An 18,252-nucleotide genomic window follows, 5' to 3' on the forward strand; every position below is an offset into this window, starting at 1 on the left:
TGGCTTGCCGGGCATCTCTCGCCCGTCTGGCATGGTGATTCTGCTGGCCTTGCTATTGCGATAGGCAGGTGGCGTCAATATCGCGCTGCCTCGGGAGGACAAAGCCTAGCTTTATCCGGCGGCGCACCGGTCCTCGGGCTCGCGATAGCAGGCGATCGCCTCTTCGGCAGGGCCACGACGCCAGGGCAGATGGTCTATCTGCAGCACGAGCACGCGCGAACCCTGGGGGACGGTAAGGATGTCGCCGCAGCGCACCGCGTGATGCGCCTTGACCACCCGGGTGCCATTGGCCCGGATCACGCCCTGTTCGGCGAGCGACTTGCCCTGGGACCTGCTGCGCACCAACCGCAGATACCACAACAGCACATCCATCCGCATATGCCCGCCCGCACCCGAGCCCGATCCACCCGTTTCAGCCAATCGCCACCTTCCATTGTGCCAGTGCCGCAAAATGTCCGTCGGGCCTTGGCGGGGGTGCCGCCTCGACCGCCTTTTTCCGCCCCAGCCCGCGCCAGCGCCACAGCGCCGCAGCATCATCCCCGCTCGCCGCCGCGCCATCGCGGCGAAAGCCTGCCGCGCGCATCAGCCGCTCGGTGTTGGCGGCGGTCAGCCCCATCGAGATCGCCAGCGCAGGATCGATGACAAAGCTCGCCGCCTGGCCGCGCCGGTCGTGCGCGGCGCGGATCAGCTTTTCGGCCATGTCGACGCGCAGCGCCTGATCGCCCACCAGCCGATAGGCCGGGTGACCGCCTGCCGGCAGCGAGCCCGCCGGGACCACCGTGCGCAGCGCGGCGACCTGCGCGTCTGCCGGCGGCGGCAGGGGGTCGCCCGCCTGCACCGCGCGCACCAGGCCGAGCTGCCGCTGGCAATCGGGTCGGATCATCGCGGCGCAGAACACGTCGAGGCTGCCCAGCCGCACCCCCAGCCGCTGCAGCACCTGCCGCGCGGCAGGATCCAGCGCGCTGATCAGCCCATCGGCCTGCACTCGCGGCATCGCGCCGCCTGCATCGATCAGCTGCACCAGCAGCGCGCGCAGCGGCCCGGAGCAGCGCTTGTCCTCTGCTGCGCGGGCCAGCGCGCGCACCGGCGCCAGCGGCGTTCCCAGTTGCGCCTCGAGCCAGGCCGCGACGTGTGCCAGCAGCGCCTCGTGATCGGCACGCGGCAGCGCCTCGAGCGCACGGTCGGGCTGGAACTTCGGCTGGGCGAGCGAGGCACCGCGCACGATCTGCCCGATCCGCTGCCCGCGCCACAGCAATGCGGGGCGCGCCTTGTCATCGGCTGCGATGACCAGGCTGCCGGGCACATCGCCGTTCAGCTCGCGCGCGCGCTTGGCCAGCAGCCCCGGCAGATGCCGGTCGGCCGCAGCGAGTAGCAGCTTGCGGTCCGCCAGCCGCGCCTGTGCGTCGACGACAAAGGCAAAGCCGTTCAACTTGCCGATCGGCTCGCCATCGACGCAGATCGCATCGCCCTCTTCCAGCGTCACCGGCAGCAGCGAGGCATCGCCGCCAAGGCCACGCAACAGCACGGCGGTGCGCCGGTCGACGAACCTTTGCGCCAGCGCCTTGTGCAGCGCATCGGACAGGCGCTCCTCTACCGCACGGGTGCGGCCTGCCATTTCCGCCGGATCGGCAAGCCAGTCGCGGCGCTGCGCGACATAGGCCCAGGTGCGGATCGCCGCGATGCGCGCGCCCAATTTTTCGACATCGCCCTGCACCTGATCGAGATCGGCGATACGCCGGGCGATGAAGTCCGCCGGGATATGCCCTTTTCCCTGCCCCAGATGCTGCCAGAGCTGGGCGACGAAATTGGCGTGATGCTCCGCCCCGCGATGCTGGAAATCGGGCAGGCTGCACACCGACCAGAAGCGCCGCACCGCGGCTGTCCCGCGCACGCTGGCGCCGACATTAGGATCATCGGCAAGCCGCCGCAGCACCGCAAGATCGATCGCCTCGGGCGCGGGTTTGAGCACCGGGCTGGAGGGCAAGCGTTCCAGATCGGCGATCAGGTGCCCCAGGCTGTCAAAGCGCGGCGCAGAATCGCGCCAGAACAAAGATTTGAGCGGCGGGAACTGGTGCTGCTCGATCCGCTCGATCTCTTCGTCGCTGAACTGCGCATCGGCGCGGCCCGCGACCGATCCGAAGGTGCCGTCGCGCTGATGTCGCCCGGCGCGCCCGGCGATCTGCGCCATTTCGGGCAGCGTCAGCCGCCGCCGCCGCGCGCCGTCATATTTGTACAGCGAGGCGAACGCGACATGCTCGACATCCATGTTGAGCCCCATGCCGATCGCATCAGTGGCGACGAGATAATCGACCTCGCCCGCCTGATACATCGCCACCTGCGCGTTGCGCGTCGCGGGGCTGAGCGCGCCCATCACCACCGCAGCGCCGCCGCGGAAACGGCGTAGCATCTCGGCAACCGCATAGACCTCCTCGGCGGAGAACGCGACGATCGCGCTGCGCGGTGGCAGCCGCGAGAGCTTCTTGATCCCGGCATAGCTCAACGTCGAAAAGCGCGGACGGGTGATGATCTCTGCATCGGGCACCAGCGTGCGCACCATGGGAGCCAGCGCTTCGGATCCCAGGATCATCGTCTCGTCGCGGCCACGCGCGTTGAGGATACGGTCGGTGAAGACGTGCCCGCGCTCGGGATGTGCGCCAAGCTGTGCCTCGTCGATCGCGACGAAGGCGAAATCGCGCCCGTCCTGCAGCGGCATGCTTTCGGCGGTGGAGAGGAACCAGCGCGCGCCCGGCGGGACGATGCGCTCTTCCCCGGTGACCAATGCGACCTCCTTGGGCCCCTTGATCGCGACCACCCGGTCATAGACCTCGCGCGCCAGCAGGCGGAGCGGAAAGCCGATCAGGCCGCTGGAGTGCGCGCTCATCCGCTCGATGGCAAGATGGGTCTTGCCGGTATTGGTCGGTCCCAGCACGGCAGTCACGGAGCCCTGCGCAGATCGGGACGAAAATCGGGTCATGGGAGCAGCCTCCACGCCTTACATCATGGCCGCCTCGCCAAGTTGCAAGTCCCATTCGGCAAGCCGTGCAATCGGCTGTGGACAGGTTCCGCCATTGGCCCGGCTTAATGCACCGCTCGTCCCGGCGAACGGGTTTTGTCGCGCGGGTTAATTTGACTTTAACCGGCATTCTCCACAAGATTTGCGGGCGAGGAAAAATCGCCATCGTGCCCGCCTGAAAGGTGCAGCACGGGAGGAATGGCGAAAAAGGGTCGGACTTGTTTCAGCAACGCGAACAGCTTTTGGGGGCAGGGGCCGCCACCGCCAGACTGTCGATGGCCGATGCGCTTCCGGCGCCGGCCATGGGCGTGCCCGGGCTTGGCCTCGGCTCGATCCGTGAGCGCTGGTCGCGGCTTGCAACCTTCATCCACGAGACCAACTGGACCCCGGATCTGGGCCAGAACATCGGCAGCCTTGAATGGTTTCGCGGACTGGCAACGCTCTGCCTGCTGTGCACCGGCGCCTATGCGGTGTGGCCGGGCATCCATCCGCTGGGCGCGGCGGCGATGGCCCCGGCCCCTGTTGCGCTCGAAGAATTGCGCAGCCAGATGATCATGCCGATGGCATTCGGCAGCGATACCGGACGCGCGATGGCGGCAACCGATGCGGTGGTCGCTTTGCGCCAGGCACCCGAGCGCCCGACGATCGAACTTGCCGCCGTCATCGGCCGCGGCGACAGCTTCATGCGCGTGATGCAGCGCGCAGGCGTGGGCAGCGGCGATGCGCAATCGGTCGCCAATCTCGTCTCCTCGGTGGTTCCGCTCGAGGACATTCGCGACGGCACCCGCATCGACATCACTTTGGGCCGCCGTTTTGCACGCAACCAGCCGCGCCCGGTCGAGACCATCGCGTTCCGTGCGCGCTTCGACATGAACGTCGAGATCGTGCGGGCAGGATCCGAGCTCGATCTGGTGCGCAAGCCCATTCTGGTCGACGCCACCCCCTTGCGAATTCGCGGCACGGTGGGCTCAAGCCTCTATCGTTCGGCGCGCGCGGCAGGCGCGCCGCCGGGTGCGATCCAGGCCTATCTGCGCACGCTGGGCACCCAGCTTTCGATCGGCAACGATATCCGCGCGACCGACGAGTTCGACATCATCGTCGATTACAAGCGCGCCGCGACCGGCGAGGTCGAGATGGGCGACCTGCTCTATGCGGGTCTCGAACGCAGCGGCAAGCCGCGCGCGCAGATGCTGCGCTGGAAGGCCGGCAACGGCATGCAGTGGTTCGAGGCTTCGGGCGTGGGCGAGGAACGCGGCGAATTCGCCCGTCCCGTCAACGGCGCGATCACATCGGGCTATGGCTATCGCCGCCACCCGATCCTGGGTTTCCGCCGGATGCACAGCGGCATCGATTTTCGCGCCCGCAGCGGCACGCCGATCTATGCCACCGCCGACGGCGTGGTGAACTATGCCGGACGCAAGGGCGGGTACGGCAACTTCGTGCGCATCGCCCATGGCGGCAACATCGCCAGCGGCTATGGCCATATGAGCCGGATCGCGGTGAGCAGCGGCACCCGCGTGCGCCGCGGCCAGGTGATCGGCTATGTCGGATCGACCGGCCTTTCGACCGGCCCGCACCTGCACTACGAACTCTATCGCGGCGGCCGCGCGGTCGATCCCGGATCGGTCCGCTTCACCACCCGCGCCCAGCTTTCGGGCAGCGAACTGGCGAACTTCCGCGCGAGGCTGAAGCAATTGCAGGCCGTGGCACCTGGCGCCGCGCTGCAATCGCTGGCCCCGCCGCCCACCGCCCAGACCGCCGAGCCCAAGCGCGAGATCGAACGGATCGCAGGCACGAAGATCGCGTAAATCTCGTTCCGGCTAGCTGCTAGCGCGGGACAAGATCGCCGCAACGCGCGTCGAACGTCCGGGCAAGCTCGGCCAGGCTGATGGAGCTGAGCCGCGCGATCAGCAGCTGTTCTGCCTCCTGCAGCGCACTGTCCAGCGCCTCGTTGACGACGCTCGCGACCTGACAGCCGGGATTGGCGTTCTCAACCCCGATGGCGAACAGCCGAGGTCCGCCGACCGCACGGTGGACGTCCAGCAGCGTCACCGCGTTCAGATCAGTGGCGATCGCCCAGCCGCCGCCATGTCCCTTTTCCGATCTGACATAGCCCGCTTCGCGCAGGCCCGACATCGTGCGCCGGATCAGCACCGGGTTGGTATCGAGCATCCGCGCGATCGTCTCCGACGTCATCGGACCATCGTGCCGCGCCAGATGGATCAGCACATGCAACATCCGGGAGAGGCGACCGTCATTCCGCATGAAAACCACCTTGGTCGCTCGCAACGACTTGGCAAGCACCGAATTTCACGATACCTATCAGGTTACATGATTCGGAGATATCAGCAATGCAGGCCTTCAACAGGATCGATCACTGGGACAGCGCGGCGGAACGCTATGAACGCACGGCGCATCCCTATACCGCCAGCTATGTCGAGGCCGGGTTGGCGCAGGTGCCGCTGACCCCGAGGTCGCGCGTTCTGGATGTCGCGGCCGGCACCGGCGCGCTGGCGTTCGCCGCCGCAAGAAGCGGTGCCCAGGTGCTCGCCACCGACTTTTCCCCCGGCATGGTCGCCCGGATTGCCGCCAAGGCAGTGCCGAACGTCGAGGCGCAGGTAATGGATGGCCAGGCACTCGATCTGCCCGACGCCAGTTTCGACGCGGTCTTCTCGTTCTTCGGCGTGTTCATGTTCCCGGACTGGCGCAAGGGATTGGCCGAGATGGCGCGGGTCACCCGGCCCGGCGGATACGGCGTCGTGGCGGTCTGGCAGGACCGTGGCGCCGGTGCCTTCATGCTGCTCGGCCAGCTTATCCGGCGCCTGTTTCCCGAAACACCGCTGGCTCCGATGCCCGAGTCGATGACGATCCTCAACACCGCCGAAGGGTTTGCCGCCGAACTGATCGGTGCAGGCTATCGCGATCCGCAGATCGAGTTTGTGACCCGCGATTTCGGTCTCGACATGACGGCGATGGATGAACTCGATGCCGCGTTCGACCCATCGCCCGACTGGGCGAATCTGGATCGAGCGCAAAAGGACATGATCATCTCGGAACTGCGCCGTATCGCAGGCGACCGGGCGGTGCTTCCAATACCCTCGACCGCGCTGATCGGCGTGGCGCGGCGGTGAGGGGCAGGGTCAGGCCTTCAGTTCCACCCAGGTCGGCGCGTGGTCGCTGGCCTTTTCGCGACCGCGATGGTCCTTGTCGACGCCGATCGCGCTCAGCCGGTCGGCGGCCTGGGGGCTGAGCAACAGGTGGTCGATGCGGAAGCCATGGTCGCGCTGCCAGGCGCCGGCCTGGTAGTCCCAATAGGTCCACACCCCGCCGGCCGGGCGCAGGGTGCCGATCGGGTCGGTCCAGCCATCGGCGAGAATGCGGCGATAGGCGGCGCGGCTTTCGGGCTGCATCAGCGCATCGGATGCCATCGCGCGCACCGAATAGGTGTCGTTGTCGCGCGGGATGACGTTGTAGTCGCCCGCCAGCACCGCGGGCACCTCTTCGGCCATGATCTGGGCCGCGCGTTTGCGCAGGCGATCCATCCAGCGCAATTTGTAGTCGAACTTGGGCCCCGGCTGCGGATTGCCATTGGGAAGATAGATGCATGCGACGCGCAGGCCGTGGACATCGGCCTCCAGATAGCGCGAATGCTCGTCCTCGGGTTCGCCCTCCAGCCCGCGCTGCACCTCGACCGGCTGCGCGTCGCGCGCCAGGATCGCAACGCCGTTGAACCCCTTCTGCCCGTGCCAGATCGCACCATAGCCGAGCTTCTCGAACTCGGCCGCAGGGAAGCCTTCGTCCTGCGTCTTGATCTCCTGCAGGCAGGCGACGGCAGGCCGGGTCTCGTCCAGCCACTCGAGCAGACGCGGCAGGCGTGCCTTGATTCCGTTGATGTTGTAAGAGGCGATACGCAGCATGACCGCCTTCTTATCGGCGTGGCAGGCGCTTGCCCAGCGATTTAGCCCCTGTTCATTTTGCCCCGCCTAAGCCACCATGAACAGACAAGTCTGGGGAGGTCCATATGCGCCGTTCGTCACGTTTCTGGATGGGGCTCGGCGCTGCCAGCCTGTTCGCGCTCGCTCCGGCGCTGGCCCAGGACGCCGCCGATCCCGACGCCCCCAGCGCGCAAGGCAACGTTTCGGTCACCGTGTACAACGGCAGTACCTCGCTGGTGCAGGATATCCGCAAGCTCAACATCGCCAGCGGTACCAGCCGGATCGAATTCCCCGATGTCTCCGCGCAGATCCAGCCCGAGACGGTGAGCTTCGCCGCCGACGGCGCGACCATCGTCGAGCAGAATTTCGACTATGACCTGCTCACCCCCGGCAAATTGATGGAAAAGGCGGTGGGCGAAACGATCACCCTGGTGCGCACCAACCCGGCGACAGGCGCGGAGACGCGCGAGCGCGCCAAGGTGCTCTCGGTCAACCAGGGCGTGGTCGTCCAGATTGGCACCCGAATAGAGGTGCTGCGCGACGACGGGCTGCCGGTGCGGGCGATCTTCGACAAGGTGCCCGAAAATCTGCGCGCGCGCCCGACGCTCTCGATCACGCTCGACAGCCAGCGCGCCGGGGTACGCGATGCGGCGATCCGCTATCTCACCGGCGGCATGGGCTGGTCGGCGGACTATGTCGCCTTGTTCGACGAGGCCAAGGGCAGCATCGACGTGCAGGGCTGGGTGACGCTGTCGAACAGTTCGGGCACCACCTATCGCAATGCCGACACGCTGCTGGTCGCAGGCAACCCGCAGGGCGCATCGGGCTTCGGCGGAGGGCGTGGCAGAAATATCCGCAGCGCCGGCACCGAAACCGCAGACCGCGAGCGGCTGGGTGATTTCTATCTCTACCCCGTCGGTCGCACGACGATCGCCGACAGGCAGACCAAGCAGATCAACTTCCTCGATGTTCAAGGCGTGCCTGCGTCACGCGCGTATGAATATCGCGTCGGCTGGCTCGCCAGCATCAGCGAACCGCGCAGCGCGGACACCGTGGTCAAGTTCAGCTCAAGCAAATCGGGTGGCCTTGGCGATGCCCTGCCCGCAGGCTCGGTGCGCTTCTACCAGCGCGACCAGCGCGGATCGCCGCAGTTCATCGGCGAGAACGCGATCGACCACACCCCGATGGGCAGCGCGCTGGCGCTCAAGACCGGCGAGGCGTTCGACGTCAAGGTCAAGACCACGGTGGTCGAGCGCAAGCGGCTGTCGAGCACCCGCTGGCAGACCAGCATGCGCTATGAACTGACCAACGCGCGCGATGGGGCCGTCACCGTCGACCTGATGCAATCGGGGCTCGATTTCGGCTGGACCGACACGCGGATCGTCACCGAAAGCGCCAAGAGCGAGCGGCGCAGCAGCAATGCGGTGGTGTGGGCGGTGCCGGTGCCTGCCAATGGCAGCGCTGAGGTCACGGCGACCTTCGAGACGGGGTATTGAGAGTGGCTAGCGAGTAGTATCATGCGCTCCCCTCATCCGTTTGTCCCGAGCCCTTCGGCGCCGCCTTTCGGCTTCGCTCAGGATAAACTTCAGCCTTTGGTTGAAGTCGAGGGAAGCGCTCGCTCCCGGTTGCATGAGGTCTCTCGACTTCCCGGCAAAGCCGGGAAGTTTATCCCGAGCGGCTGGCTTGCCAGCCAGCCAAGGGGCTCGGGAACACGGACTGTTATGCTTGGGGCATTGATAGCACTGGCCACCCTCCTCTCCCCCGCCCAAGCCCAGACCCGCCCCGAGATCATCTCGCCCAGGCCCGATTCGGTCGCGGTCACCATCTACCGCGACCCTGCGCGCGGCGATGGCGGGGGGATGAACCTCAATTTCCTCAACGGCTTCGCGGTTGTGACCGAGACCCGGCGGATCACCGTCCCCGCAGGCCCTGCGACCATCCGCTTTGCCGGTGTCGCCGAGGGCATGGTCGCGGTGTCCTCGGTGGTCCGCGGGCTGCCCGGCGGGATCATCGAGCAGAACCGCGACAAGAAATTGCTCTCCCCCGGCGCGCTGGTCGATGGCACTTTGGGCAACCGCGTGACGCTGCGCCGCACCGATCCTGCCACCGGCGCAGTGAGCGAGCGCGATGCGGTGATTCGCAGCGGATCTTCGGGTGCCTTGGTGGTCGAGACCGAAAGCGGCATCGAGGCGCTGCAATGCTCGGGGCTGCCGGAAAAGGTGATTTATGAAAAACTGCCCGGCGGGCTGTTCGCAACGCCGGTGCTGTCGGTCGATACCGTTTCGCCTGAAGCGGCAACGGTCGAGGTGACGCTGACATACCTTGCCGCCGGGTTCGACTGGAACGCCGATTATGTCGTCAAATTGGCCGACGACGGCACGTCGCTCGACCTGTTCTCCTGGCTGACGCTGGCCAACGGCAATGCCGAGAGCTTTGCCGATTCCGAGCTGCTGGTGATCGCGGGCACGCTCAACATCCGCCAGCCGATGCAAGCGATCGCCGACAAGCCACAGGCAACGCCGCTGTACATCCGCTGCTGGCCGCGCGGCAGCACCGCTGCGGGCGTCTTTGACATCCCGCCGCCACCACCGCCCCCGCCACCGATGATGATGGCTCCCTCCGCAATGCGCACCGGTGCGGTGCGCGCCGAGGCGATGGAGGAGGTGATCGTGACCGGTTCGCGCGTCACGATGGCCGAACTCGAAGCGCTGGGCGACTTGAAACTCTACCGCGTGCCTTTCCGCTCGACCGTGGCGGCCAAGGGGCAAAAACAGGTCAAGCTGCTCGCCAAACAGAATGTGCCTGCACGGATGGTCTATCGCGGCAATGCGAATGGTTCTGACGAAACGCCCGAGCCGCTGGAGATCGAGGTCCGCATGGACAACAAGACTGCGACGGGCCTCGGCCTGCCGCTGCCATCGGGGCGTATTTCGGTGTTCGATGGCGCATCGGACAACGGCCTGCTGATCGGCCAGGGCCGGATGCGCGATTATGCGGTGGGACAGGAGGTGAAGTTCACCATCGGGACGAGCAGCGCGGTGCGGCTGGCGACCACGACACTGGCGGGATCAGGCCCCGAGGGGAGTGAAAACCGCAAGCTGGTGCTGACCAACGCCAACCCCAAGCCTGTGACCGCCGAGATCGATCTGGCCGAGATCGCAGAGGCCGATCTGCGCAAGGCTACGGCCAAGGTGGTGCGCAAGGACGGCAAGCACGTCTGGCAGGTGACCGTGCCTGCCAACGACAGTGCAACGATCAGCTACCAGCTGCGCTTTGTCGACGGTTGAGCGCGGTTACTTGGGTGCCAGCACCATCAGCATCTGGCGGCCTTCCATGCGCGGATAGGCTTCGACCTTGGCGACTTCCTTGACGTCTTCCTGGACCCGCTGGAGCAGTGCCATGCCGAGCTGCTGGTGCGAAAGTTCGCGGCCACGGAACCGCAGCGTCATCTTGACCTTGTCGCCCTCGTCGATGAACGAGTGAACCTTCTTCATCTTGACCATATAGTCATGGTCATCGATGTTCGGACGCATCTTGATCTCCTTGATCTCCTGCGTCTTCTGGTTCTTGCGCGCGGCATTGGCCTTTTTCTGGGCCTCGTACTTGTACTTGCCCACGTCCAGGAACTTGGCGACCGGCGGCTCTGCGTTCGGGGACACCTCGACGAGGTCGAGCCCCACGGCTGCTGCGCGCTCTATCGCATCATCGGTACGCAATACGCCCAGATTTTCGCCATTTTCATCGATCACCCGAACCTGGGGCGACTGGATAAACTGATTGAAGCGCGGGCCGGATTTAAGGGGCATGGCAAGGCCGCGACGGGGGGCTGGCGGACGTATAGCGAAATCTCCTGATGGTTTCTTGAGCGCGCCATATAAGCCAACTTGCCCGATAGATAAAGGCCCTCCTGCGCTGTTTGTGCCCCCCAGGCCGCATGAATCCGTGCCACAGTTGCAACCATGCCACGATCGGGCGCACATTTGGTGCCTGATGGCGTCGGCTGCGGCAGGCTGCGACTCGCAGCCATGGTTGCCGCGCGCGGCCCCCTTCCCCATATTGATGACCTGATCGGGGGGCGAAACGGAGACTGGAATGACACAGACACACGCCGATGCCGCGACCGCCATCACCCATGAAACCACCGTATCGGGCGGACGCTTTGTCTATCGCGCCGATGGTGCCGAGGCAGAACTCACATATGCCAACACCGGTGCCAGCGCGGGCGCGACGCGGGTCATCGCCGATCACACCTTCGTTCCCGATGCGATGCGCGGCCAGGGTGTTGCCGCACGGCTGGTCGACGCGCTGATCGCCAAGGCCCGCAGCGACCATTGGACGGTATTGCCGCGCTGCAGCTATGTCGTCACGGCGTTCAGGCGCCACCCCGAATGGAGCGACGTGCTGGCGGACTGAGCGTTGATGGGGGCGGAAATCCGTCGCCTGCGAAATGGTGCTGCTGGGGAGGATTGAACTCCCGACCTCAGCCTTACCAAGGATGCGCTCTACCACTGAGCTACAGCAGCACACCATTTCGCGGACGGCTGCGAGGCGGAACAGATGCCTGCCCGCTCGCAAGGCCTGCGCCTATGCGCAGACGCCAAAGCTTTGTCAACCCTCGCAAGCCTTGCCAAATCGCAGACTGTCGCGTTAAGCCGACAAGGCCATGTCCGACACCCCGATCGAGCCCAAATCCCAGTCCAAAGCCCAGCCGCTTCCGCGCGCCGATGAAGCGCGCAAGGCGCGGCTGGCGGCGAATCTGCGCGCAAACCTGAAACGCCGCAAGGCGCAGGCGCGTGCGATGGATGGCTCCGAGGACTGATCCGGCGCGTCAGCCGCGCGCGAAAAACTGCAGGTGCACCAGCCGCCCGGTCTCTTGCGCCGTGCCGAATCCATCCGCCGAATTGTGAAAAAGCCACGGGCTGAACAGAATCAGCCGGTTGAAGCGCATCGGTACCCGCATCACCCGCTCCCAGCGCGCGGGCAGCAGCGTATCGCGGTTGACGACATCCTCGACCAGCGCATTGATGTCCGCATAGCCGCTCTGCGCCAGCCCCAGCGGATCGGCGGGCACCTTTTCGAGGCCCGTGCGCTTGTGGCGAAAGAAATCGGTGCCGCCGCGCGCATCCTCGTTGCGGCTGAGATAGAGGATGCCGGAATAGAAGCACGGGTCGATGTGCACGCCGCTGACCCCGCGATCGCCCTTGAGCGTCAGTCGGCAATGGCCATGGGTGGTGCCGGGCTGGGGCTTGAGCGGCACGCCGATGATTCGCGATACCGCCTCTTCCAGCCCCGCTATCGGCAAGGGCGCGCCCGACAGCGTTCCGGGATAGTTGCCGATCCGCGTCGCCGGATCATAGTCCAGCGCCAGCGCCGCGGCGCGCGCGGCGAATGGATCGGCCAGGAAATCGTCAACGATCAGGAGCGAAGGCAGCATGAGGGGGTGCATAGCCGTTCAGGCGCCATCCCGGAAGGGAGCATGGTTGCGCGCGCCGTAAGCTGCGTTACACAGCGATCATGCGAGCCACGAACAGCCCTTCATGCGCATCCTGATCATCGGCGCGGGCATATCCGGGCTTGCCGCCGCGCTGGCGCTGGCGCGCAAGGGGCACGAGGTCCGCGTGGCCGAGCGCGCCGATGGGCTGCACGAGGTCGGCGCAGGCCTGCAGCTCGGCCCCAACGCGATGCGCGCGCTCGGCGAGCTTGGGGTCGCAGAGGCTGTGGCGGGGGCAGGCGAGGCTCCGCAGGCAATCACGCTGCGCGATGGCCGCAGCGCGCGCGAGATTCTCAAGATTCCGCTGGGCGATGCCGCGCTGCGCCGCTGGGGCGCGCGCTATGTGGCGGTGCACCGTGCCGATCTGGTCGCGATCCTGCACGCCGCTCTCGAGGCACTACAGCCCGGCGCGCTGGTCACCGGCTGCGCGATCGAGCGGATCGATGCCGATCGCGCCGAGGCGATGAGCGCAGACGGGCAGACGCTGCGCGCCGATCTGATCATCGGTGCAGACGGTATCCGCTCGCAGGTACGCGCGCAGCTGTTCGGCGCCGATGCCGCGCGCTTTACCGGACACGTCGCCTGGCGCGCGCTGGTAGCCGTCGCGAAGGACGATCCGGCTGCGCCCCCTGCAGGGGTGGGCGCCTGGCTGGGCCCGCGCCGCCATGCGGTCACCTATCGGGTGCGTCCGGGTCTGGTCAATTTCGTCGGGGTGACCGAACAGGCCGACTGGCGCGAGGAAGGCTGGAACCTGCCCGGCGACCCCGACCGGCTGCGTGCCGCGTTTGCCGGGTGGGGCGCGATCACCCGGCTGCTCGCGCGGGTGGATCAACCGCTGCGCTGGGGCCTGCACGACCGCAAGCCGATGCGCCCCTGGCACCGCGGCCGCGCGGTGCTGATCGGCGATGCCTGCCACCCGATGCTGCCGTTCCTGGCGCAGGGCGCGGCGATGGGGATCGAGGATGCTGTGACGCTGGCCGAACTGCTGCCGATGGCAGACGATGCGTCAGTGCTTGAGACGGCGCTTGGCCGCTTCTTTGCAGTGCGCCAGCCACGCACCGCCCGGGTGCAGGCAGGCGCGCACGCCAACGGCGTGGATTTTCACGAAGGCAATCCGCTGGCGACGCTTGCGATGCGGCTGCCACTGGGCCGCGCAGCCTCCGCCCGGCCCGATGCGGTGATGGCGCGCTGGGACTGGCTATATGGCGGCGGGCCGGTGCCGCCGCCGCGCGGCTGAATGCCCCCACCTTGCCTAGCGAGTCGCTTTCCCGCATAAGCGCGGCGCACCCAGGCGATGGGGCGGCACAACGGAAGCAGCATGGCCGATCAACCGATGATATTCGTCCTCAACGGACCCAATCTCAACCTGCTCGGCCTGCGCGAGCCCGAAATCTATGGCTCCGATACGCTCGACGATATCGCCGACCGGCTGGACGACCGCGCACAGGCACTGGGCCTTGCGATCGACATGCGGCAGTCGAACCATGAGGGCCATCTGATCGACTGGCTGCACGAGGCGCAGGCGAGCGGGGCCAAAGCGGTGCTGCTCAACGCGGGCGCGTTCACGCACACGTCGGTCGCGCTGTATGACGCGATCCGATCGATCACCACGCCGGTGATCGAGGTGCACCTGTCCAACCCGCATGCGCGCGAGGAATTCCGCCATCTGTCATGGGTTGGCCGGGCGGCGAAGGGCACGATCTGTGGGTTTGGCGCAGCGTCTTATCTATTGGCGCTGGAGGCCGCCGCGCTGCTATGACCAGTTAACGGTTGTCTTTGCCGCCTCTGCGCGGGCATAGCTCAACCCAGGATATTCCAGCGCGGTCGCCGCAAACAAGGCACCCGCGAACAAGAACCATAAGGGCGCAGGAACAGACAATGGCATCACCAAGCAGCAAAAGCGGCAATGCAAAACAGGGAGGCGGCATGAACATTGACAGCAAACTGGTACGCGAACTGGCAGAATTGCTGGGCGAAACCGGGCTGAGCGAAATCGAGGTCGAAGATGGCGATCGCAAGATCCGCGTTGCGCGCATGATCAGCGCCGCACCGGTGGCCAGCGTGGCCGTGGCCGCCGCACCCGCCGCTGTCCCCGCGCCCGCCGCCGCCCCGGCAGCCGCCGCTGCTGCGCCCGAAGCGCCCGCCGCACCGTCGATGGCCAATGCGGTCAAGTCGCCGATGGTCGGCACCACCTATCTCGCACCCGAGCCGGGTGCAGCGCCCTTCATCAGCATCGGCGCCGCAGTGAAGATCGGCGATCCGCTGCTGATCATCGAGGCGATGAAGGTCATGAACCCGATCACCGCCGAGCGCGCAGGGAAAGTCACCGCGATCCTGGTGGAAGACGGGCAGCCGGTCGAGTTCGACCAGCCGCTGGTCGTCATCGAGTAACCAGCCCATGGCCATCAAGAAAATCCTGATCGCCAATCGCGGCGAAATCGCGCTGCGCATCCACCGCGCCGCGCACGAGATGGGCATCAAGACGGTGGCAGTGCACTCCACCGCCGATGCCGACGCGATGCACGTGCGGCTGGCGGATGAGGCGGTGTGCATCGGCCCGCCGCCCGCCGGGCAGAGCTATCTCAACATCGCCAACATCATTTCGGCCGCCGAGATCAGCCAGGCCGATGCGATCCATCCGGGCTATGGCTTCCTCTCGGAAAACGCCAAGTTCGCCGAGATCGTCGAGGCGCACAAGATCATCTGGATCGGCCCCAAGCCCGAGCATATCCGCACGATGGGCGACAAGGTCGAGGCCAAGCGCACCGCAGGTGCCCTCGGCATGCCTCTGGTCCCCGGATCCGACGGCGCGATCAAGGACATCCACGAGGCCAAGATCATCGCGGCCTCGATCGGCTATCCGGTGCTGATCAAGGCGGCATCGGGCGGCGGCGGACGCGGCATGAAGGTGGTTCCGTCCGAGGATCAGCTCGAGACGCTGATGCAGCAGGCGGGCAGCGAGGCCAAGTCGGCGTTCGGCGACGACACCGTCTATATGGAAAAATACCTCGGCAACCCGCGGCATATCGAGTTCCAGGTGTTCGGCGACGGCAAGGGCAACGCGATCCATCTGGGTGAGCGCGACTGTTCGCTGCAGCGCCGCCACCAGAAGGTGCTGGAAGAAGCCCCCTCGCCGGTCATCACCGCAGAAGAGCGCGAGCGCATGGGCGGCGTGGTGTGCAAGGCGATGGCCGACATGGGCTATCGCGGCGCAGGCACCATCGAGTTCCTTTGGGAGAACGGCGAGTTCTACTTCATCGAGATGAACACCCGGCTGCAGGTCGAGCATCCGGTGACAGAGGCGATCACCGGGGTCGATCTGGTGCGCGAGCAGATCCGCATCGCCGAAGGCCATCCGCTTTCGGTCAAGCAGGACGAGATCGAGTTTCGCGGCCATGCGATCGAATGCCGGATCAACGCCGAGGATCCGCGCACCTTCGCCCCCTCGCCCGGCCTGGTGAGTTACTACCACCCGCCCGGCGGCATGCATGTCCGCGTCGACAGCGGGCTGTACGCCGGATACCGGATCCCGCCTTATTACGACAGCATGATCGCCAAGGTCATCGTCTATGGCCGCACCCGCCAGGGCTGCATCATGCGCCTCAAGCGCGCGCTCGAGGAGTTCGTGGTGCAGGGCGTCAAGACGACTATCCCGCTGCATCAGGAGCTGCTCAAGCAGGATGATTTCCTGTCGGGTGACTATACCATCAAATGGCTGGAAAACTGGCTGGCCGAGCTGGACGCACAGGAAGCGGAACAGGCATAAACGCCCCTGACAGGGTGACATGAGGAGAGACGGTGATGATGCGTTGGTCTGCAATGCTGTTGCTGGGAGTCACCGTCCCTCTTGCCGCGCAGGTGGCAACCCCCGACCGGCCGGTGACCGATCCGGCCAGCATCGCCTCGCCCGCCAATCCGCAGGCGCGGCCGGTGCCGATCGACGATATCGGCGCAACGCGTGGGCTTGCGGGCGTGACGTGGAGCGCGGACGGCAAGCAGATCTTCGTCTCGACCAACATCACCGGCAGGTTCAACATCTGGCGCACCGATGCCGCGGGCAGCTGGCCAGTGCAGATCACGCAATCGGACGAGGTGCAGTCCGGCCTGGTCGCCTCGCGCGATGGCCAATGGGTGTATTTCGAGGAGGATGTAGGCGGCAATGAATATGCCGATATCTACCGCGTGCCGACCGGCGGCGGCGCGGTCGAGCGGCTGACGCAAACCCCCGACATCGCCGAAAGCGACATGCTCACCAGCGGGCAGACCGATCTCATCGCGCTTTCGACCAAGCGCAAATCCGAAGGCCAGTCCAACCTTGCGGTGATGGGCCCCGATGGCAAGGTGCGCAACCTGACGGCGGAGAAGGACCCGCAGTTCAACTGGGGCCCGGTCGCGTTCGTCGACAACGGCAAGGCAATCATCGCCAACCGCGCGCGGGTCGACAGCCGCGAGGGCGAGGTTTGGAAGGTCAGCATCGCCGATGGCAAAGCGACCAAGCTGCTGGGCGCCAAGGACGTGCGCTACGAGGCGGCCGATGCCACCGCCGATGGCAGCCTGCTTGCCATCTCGACCAACGAGAAGACGGGGCAGGACCATGCCGGGGTCTACAGGGTCGCAGACAAGAGTTGGACCTGGCTCAAGCCTACGCCCTGGGAGCAGCTTGCTGGCGGCTTCATCGAGGACGGCAAGGCGCTGGTGGCGCGGACCAATGCCGATACGCGCTCGACGCTGACCCGCTTCGATCTGGCGAGCCGCACCGAGACGCCGTTGCCGCTCGACCCGGGCGTCAACAACCTCACCGGCGCGCAGCCGCTGTCGCCCGACGGCCGGATGCTGCTGACCACGCGTTCGGGCGCGGATTCGCCATCCAACCTGTATGTCGTCGATCTGGCCGCCAACACCGCGCGCCCCGCGACACAGCTCGCGATGGCCAGCCTGACGCCCGCGGTGCTGCCCAAATCGAGCGTCGTGACCTACAAGAGCTTTGACGGCACGCTGGTGAGCGCGGTGGTGACGATGCCGTTCAACCTCAAGCGCGACGGCTCCAACCCGGCCATCGTCATCCCGCATGGCGGCCCGACATCGGCGACGCAGGACGGCTTCAGCCAGTATGCCGCTGCCTTTGCCAGCCGCGGATATGTGGTGATCGCACCCAACTTCCGCGGATCGACCGGCTATGGCGATGCCTTCCAGAACGCCAACTACAAGGATCTGGGCGGCGGCGACCTCAAGGACACCGTCGCGGCCAAGCAGTTCCTGGTCAGCACCGGCTATGTCGACAAGGCCAGGGTCGGCATCTTTGGTGGATCCTATGGCGGGTTCATGACGCTGATGGCGATTGGCCGCACCCCCGACGAGTTCGCCGCCGCGGTGCAGTGGTTCGGGATCATCAACTGGAACACGATGTACCGCGATCAGGACGAGCGGCTCAAGGCCTATCAGCGCGGTCTGCTCGGCACGCCTGACGAGAACCCCGATGTCTACAAGGCGTCCTCGCCGCTGACCTATCTCAATGCCGCGAAGGCACCTTTGCTCACCATCCAGGGCGAAAACGACATCCGCGTGCCGCGCGGCCAGGCGCAGGAGGTCAACGATCTGCTCAAGGCCAAGGGCAACATCGTCGAGACCGTGTTCTACCCGCAGGAAGGCCATGGCTTCGACCGGCGCGAGAACCGACTGGATTCGTTGCGGCGGACGGTCGCCTGGTTCGATACCCATCTGAAGGGCAAGCCGGCGAAATAAGCGCGGTGCTTCCGGATTTCGAGCGATTGCCCGGTATCGGGGCAGGGAAATGCTGCACTGCACAAAAATCG

General features: G+C 66.2%; 17 protein-coding genes and 1 tRNA gene. 11 read left to right on the forward strand and 7 right to left on the reverse strand.

The genetic code is table 11. From position 1 onward, the window contains the following. Positions 1-111: 111 nt before the first annotated feature. Positions 112-420: an RNA-binding S4 domain-containing protein gene (locus tag IP68_RS14635; protein ID WP_082382384.1), complete on the reverse strand. Its 309-nt coding sequence runs from the start codon at positions 418-420 to the stop codon at positions 112-114. After that, positions 413-2,974 (reverse strand): helicase-related protein, encoded by a 2,562-nt coding sequence (locus IP68_RS14640; RefSeq protein ID WP_054135727.1) that lies wholly within the window; start codon positions 2,972-2,974, stop codon positions 413-415. The genes IP68_RS14635 and IP68_RS14640 overlap by 8 nt, the downstream gene beginning before the upstream one ends. A gap of 257 nt (positions 2,975-3,231) precedes the next feature. On the opposite strand from IP68_RS14640, the gene IP68_RS14645 reads away from it, so the two are divergent. Beyond that, a complete protein-coding gene (locus IP68_RS14645) occupies positions 3,232-4,821 on the forward strand; it encodes a M23 family metallopeptidase (protein WP_054135728.1) in 1,590 nt (529 codons plus the stop codon). Positions 4,822-4,840: 19 nt separating this feature from the next. Here the strand turns inward: IP68_RS14645 and IP68_RS14650 are convergent, their stop codons facing one another. Beyond that, a complete protein-coding gene (locus IP68_RS14650) occupies positions 4,841-5,278 on the reverse strand; it encodes an Rrf2 family transcriptional regulator (protein ID WP_054135818.1) in 438 nt (145 codons plus the stop codon). 86 nt (positions 5,279-5,364) lie between these two features. On the opposite strand from IP68_RS14650, the gene IP68_RS14655 reads away from it, so the two are divergent. Continuing rightward, positions 5,365-6,144 (forward strand): class I SAM-dependent methyltransferase, encoded by a 780-nt coding sequence (locus IP68_RS14655; RefSeq protein WP_054135729.1) that lies wholly within the window; start codon positions 5,365-5,367, stop codon positions 6,142-6,144. Between the two features lie 9 nt (positions 6,145-6,153). On the opposite strand, the gene xth is transcribed toward IP68_RS14655, so the two are convergent. After that, positions 6,154-6,927 carry an exodeoxyribonuclease III gene (gene xth, locus IP68_RS14660; protein ID WP_054135819.1) on the reverse strand — a complete coding sequence of 258 codons (774 nt, stop codon included), beginning with the start codon at positions 6,925-6,927 and terminating at the stop codon, positions 6,154-6,156. A gap of 107 nt (positions 6,928-7,034) precedes the next feature. On the opposite strand from xth, the gene IP68_RS14665 reads away from it, so the two are divergent. Then, complete coding sequence (locus tag IP68_RS14665; RefSeq protein ID WP_082382385.1) at positions 7,035-8,444, forward strand: DUF4139 domain-containing protein; 1,410 nt, start codon at positions 7,035-7,037, stop codon at positions 8,442-8,444. Positions 8,445-8,681: 237 nt separating this feature from the next. Continuing rightward, positions 8,682-10,235, forward strand: a complete 1,554-nt coding sequence (locus IP68_RS14670) for a DUF4139 domain-containing protein (RefSeq protein ID WP_197275812.1) — start codon at positions 8,682-8,684, stop codon at positions 10,233-10,235. A 6-nt stretch (positions 10,236-10,241) separates the two neighbouring features. Here the strand turns inward: IP68_RS14670 and infC are convergent, their stop codons facing one another. Beyond that, positions 10,242-10,754 (reverse strand): translation initiation factor IF-3, encoded by a 513-nt coding sequence (gene infC / locus IP68_RS14675; RefSeq protein ID WP_054135732.1) that lies wholly within the window; start codon positions 10,752-10,754, stop codon positions 10,242-10,244. Between the two features lie 286 nt (positions 10,755-11,040). On the opposite strand from infC, the gene IP68_RS14680 reads away from it, so the two are divergent. Beyond that, positions 11,041-11,361, forward strand: a complete 321-nt coding sequence (locus IP68_RS14680) for a GNAT family N-acetyltransferase (RefSeq protein ID WP_054135733.1) — start codon at positions 11,041-11,043, stop codon at positions 11,359-11,361. A 35-nt stretch (positions 11,362-11,396) separates the two neighbouring features. Here the strand turns inward: IP68_RS14680 and IP68_RS14685 are convergent. Beyond that, positions 11,397-11,471, reverse strand: a tRNA-Thr gene (locus IP68_RS14685). Between the two features lie 140 nt (positions 11,472-11,611). Between IP68_RS14685 and IP68_RS20495 the strand changes: the two genes are divergently transcribed. Continuing rightward, positions 11,612-11,767, forward strand: a complete 156-nt coding sequence (locus tag IP68_RS20495) for a hypothetical protein (protein WP_197275813.1) — start codon at positions 11,612-11,614, stop codon at positions 11,765-11,767. A gap of 9 nt (positions 11,768-11,776) precedes the next feature. Here the strand turns inward: IP68_RS20495 and IP68_RS14690 are convergent, their stop codons facing one another. Continuing rightward, positions 11,777-12,382 carry a DUF6445 family protein gene (locus IP68_RS14690; protein WP_054135734.1) on the reverse strand — a complete coding sequence of 202 codons (606 nt, stop codon included), beginning with the start codon at positions 12,380-12,382 and terminating at the stop codon, positions 11,777-11,779. A gap of 103 nt (positions 12,383-12,485) precedes the next feature. On the opposite strand from IP68_RS14690, the gene IP68_RS14695 reads away from it, so the two are divergent. The 5 genes from IP68_RS14695 (at position 12,486) to IP68_RS14715 (ending at position 18,181) form a co-directional block, all read left to right on the forward strand. After that, positions 12,486-13,676 carry an FAD-dependent oxidoreductase gene (locus IP68_RS14695; RefSeq protein WP_054135735.1) on the forward strand — a complete coding sequence of 397 codons (1,191 nt, stop codon included), beginning with the start codon at positions 12,486-12,488 and terminating at the stop codon, positions 13,674-13,676. A gap of 81 nt (positions 13,677-13,757) precedes the next feature. Beyond that, positions 13,758-14,198 carry a type II 3-dehydroquinate dehydratase gene (gene aroQ / locus IP68_RS14700; protein ID WP_054135820.1) on the forward strand — a complete coding sequence of 147 codons (441 nt, stop codon included), beginning with the start codon at positions 13,758-13,760 and terminating at the stop codon, positions 14,196-14,198. 167 nt (positions 14,199-14,365) lie between these two features. Then, positions 14,366-14,830 carry an acetyl-CoA carboxylase biotin carboxyl carrier protein gene (accB, locus tag IP68_RS14705; RefSeq protein ID WP_231684029.1) on the forward strand — a complete coding sequence of 155 codons (465 nt, stop codon included), beginning with the start codon at positions 14,366-14,368 and terminating at the stop codon, positions 14,828-14,830. Between the two features lie 7 nt (positions 14,831-14,837). After that, positions 14,838-16,205, forward strand: coding sequence for an acetyl-CoA carboxylase biotin carboxylase subunit (gene accC, locus IP68_RS14710; protein ID WP_054135737.1), 1,368 nt, complete (start codon positions 14,838-14,840; stop codon positions 16,203-16,205). A 35-nt stretch (positions 16,206-16,240) separates the two neighbouring features. Next, positions 16,241-18,181, forward strand: coding sequence for a S9 family peptidase (locus IP68_RS14715; protein ID WP_231684030.1), 1,941 nt, complete (start codon positions 16,241-16,243; stop codon positions 18,179-18,181). Positions 18,182-18,252 lie beyond the last annotated feature (71 nt).

This window comes from Blastomonas sp. AAP25, from assembly GCF_001295965.1.
In the GTDB taxonomy this organism is placed as follows: domain Bacteria; phylum Pseudomonadota; class Alphaproteobacteria; order Sphingomonadales; family Sphingomonadaceae; genus Blastomonas; species Blastomonas fulva.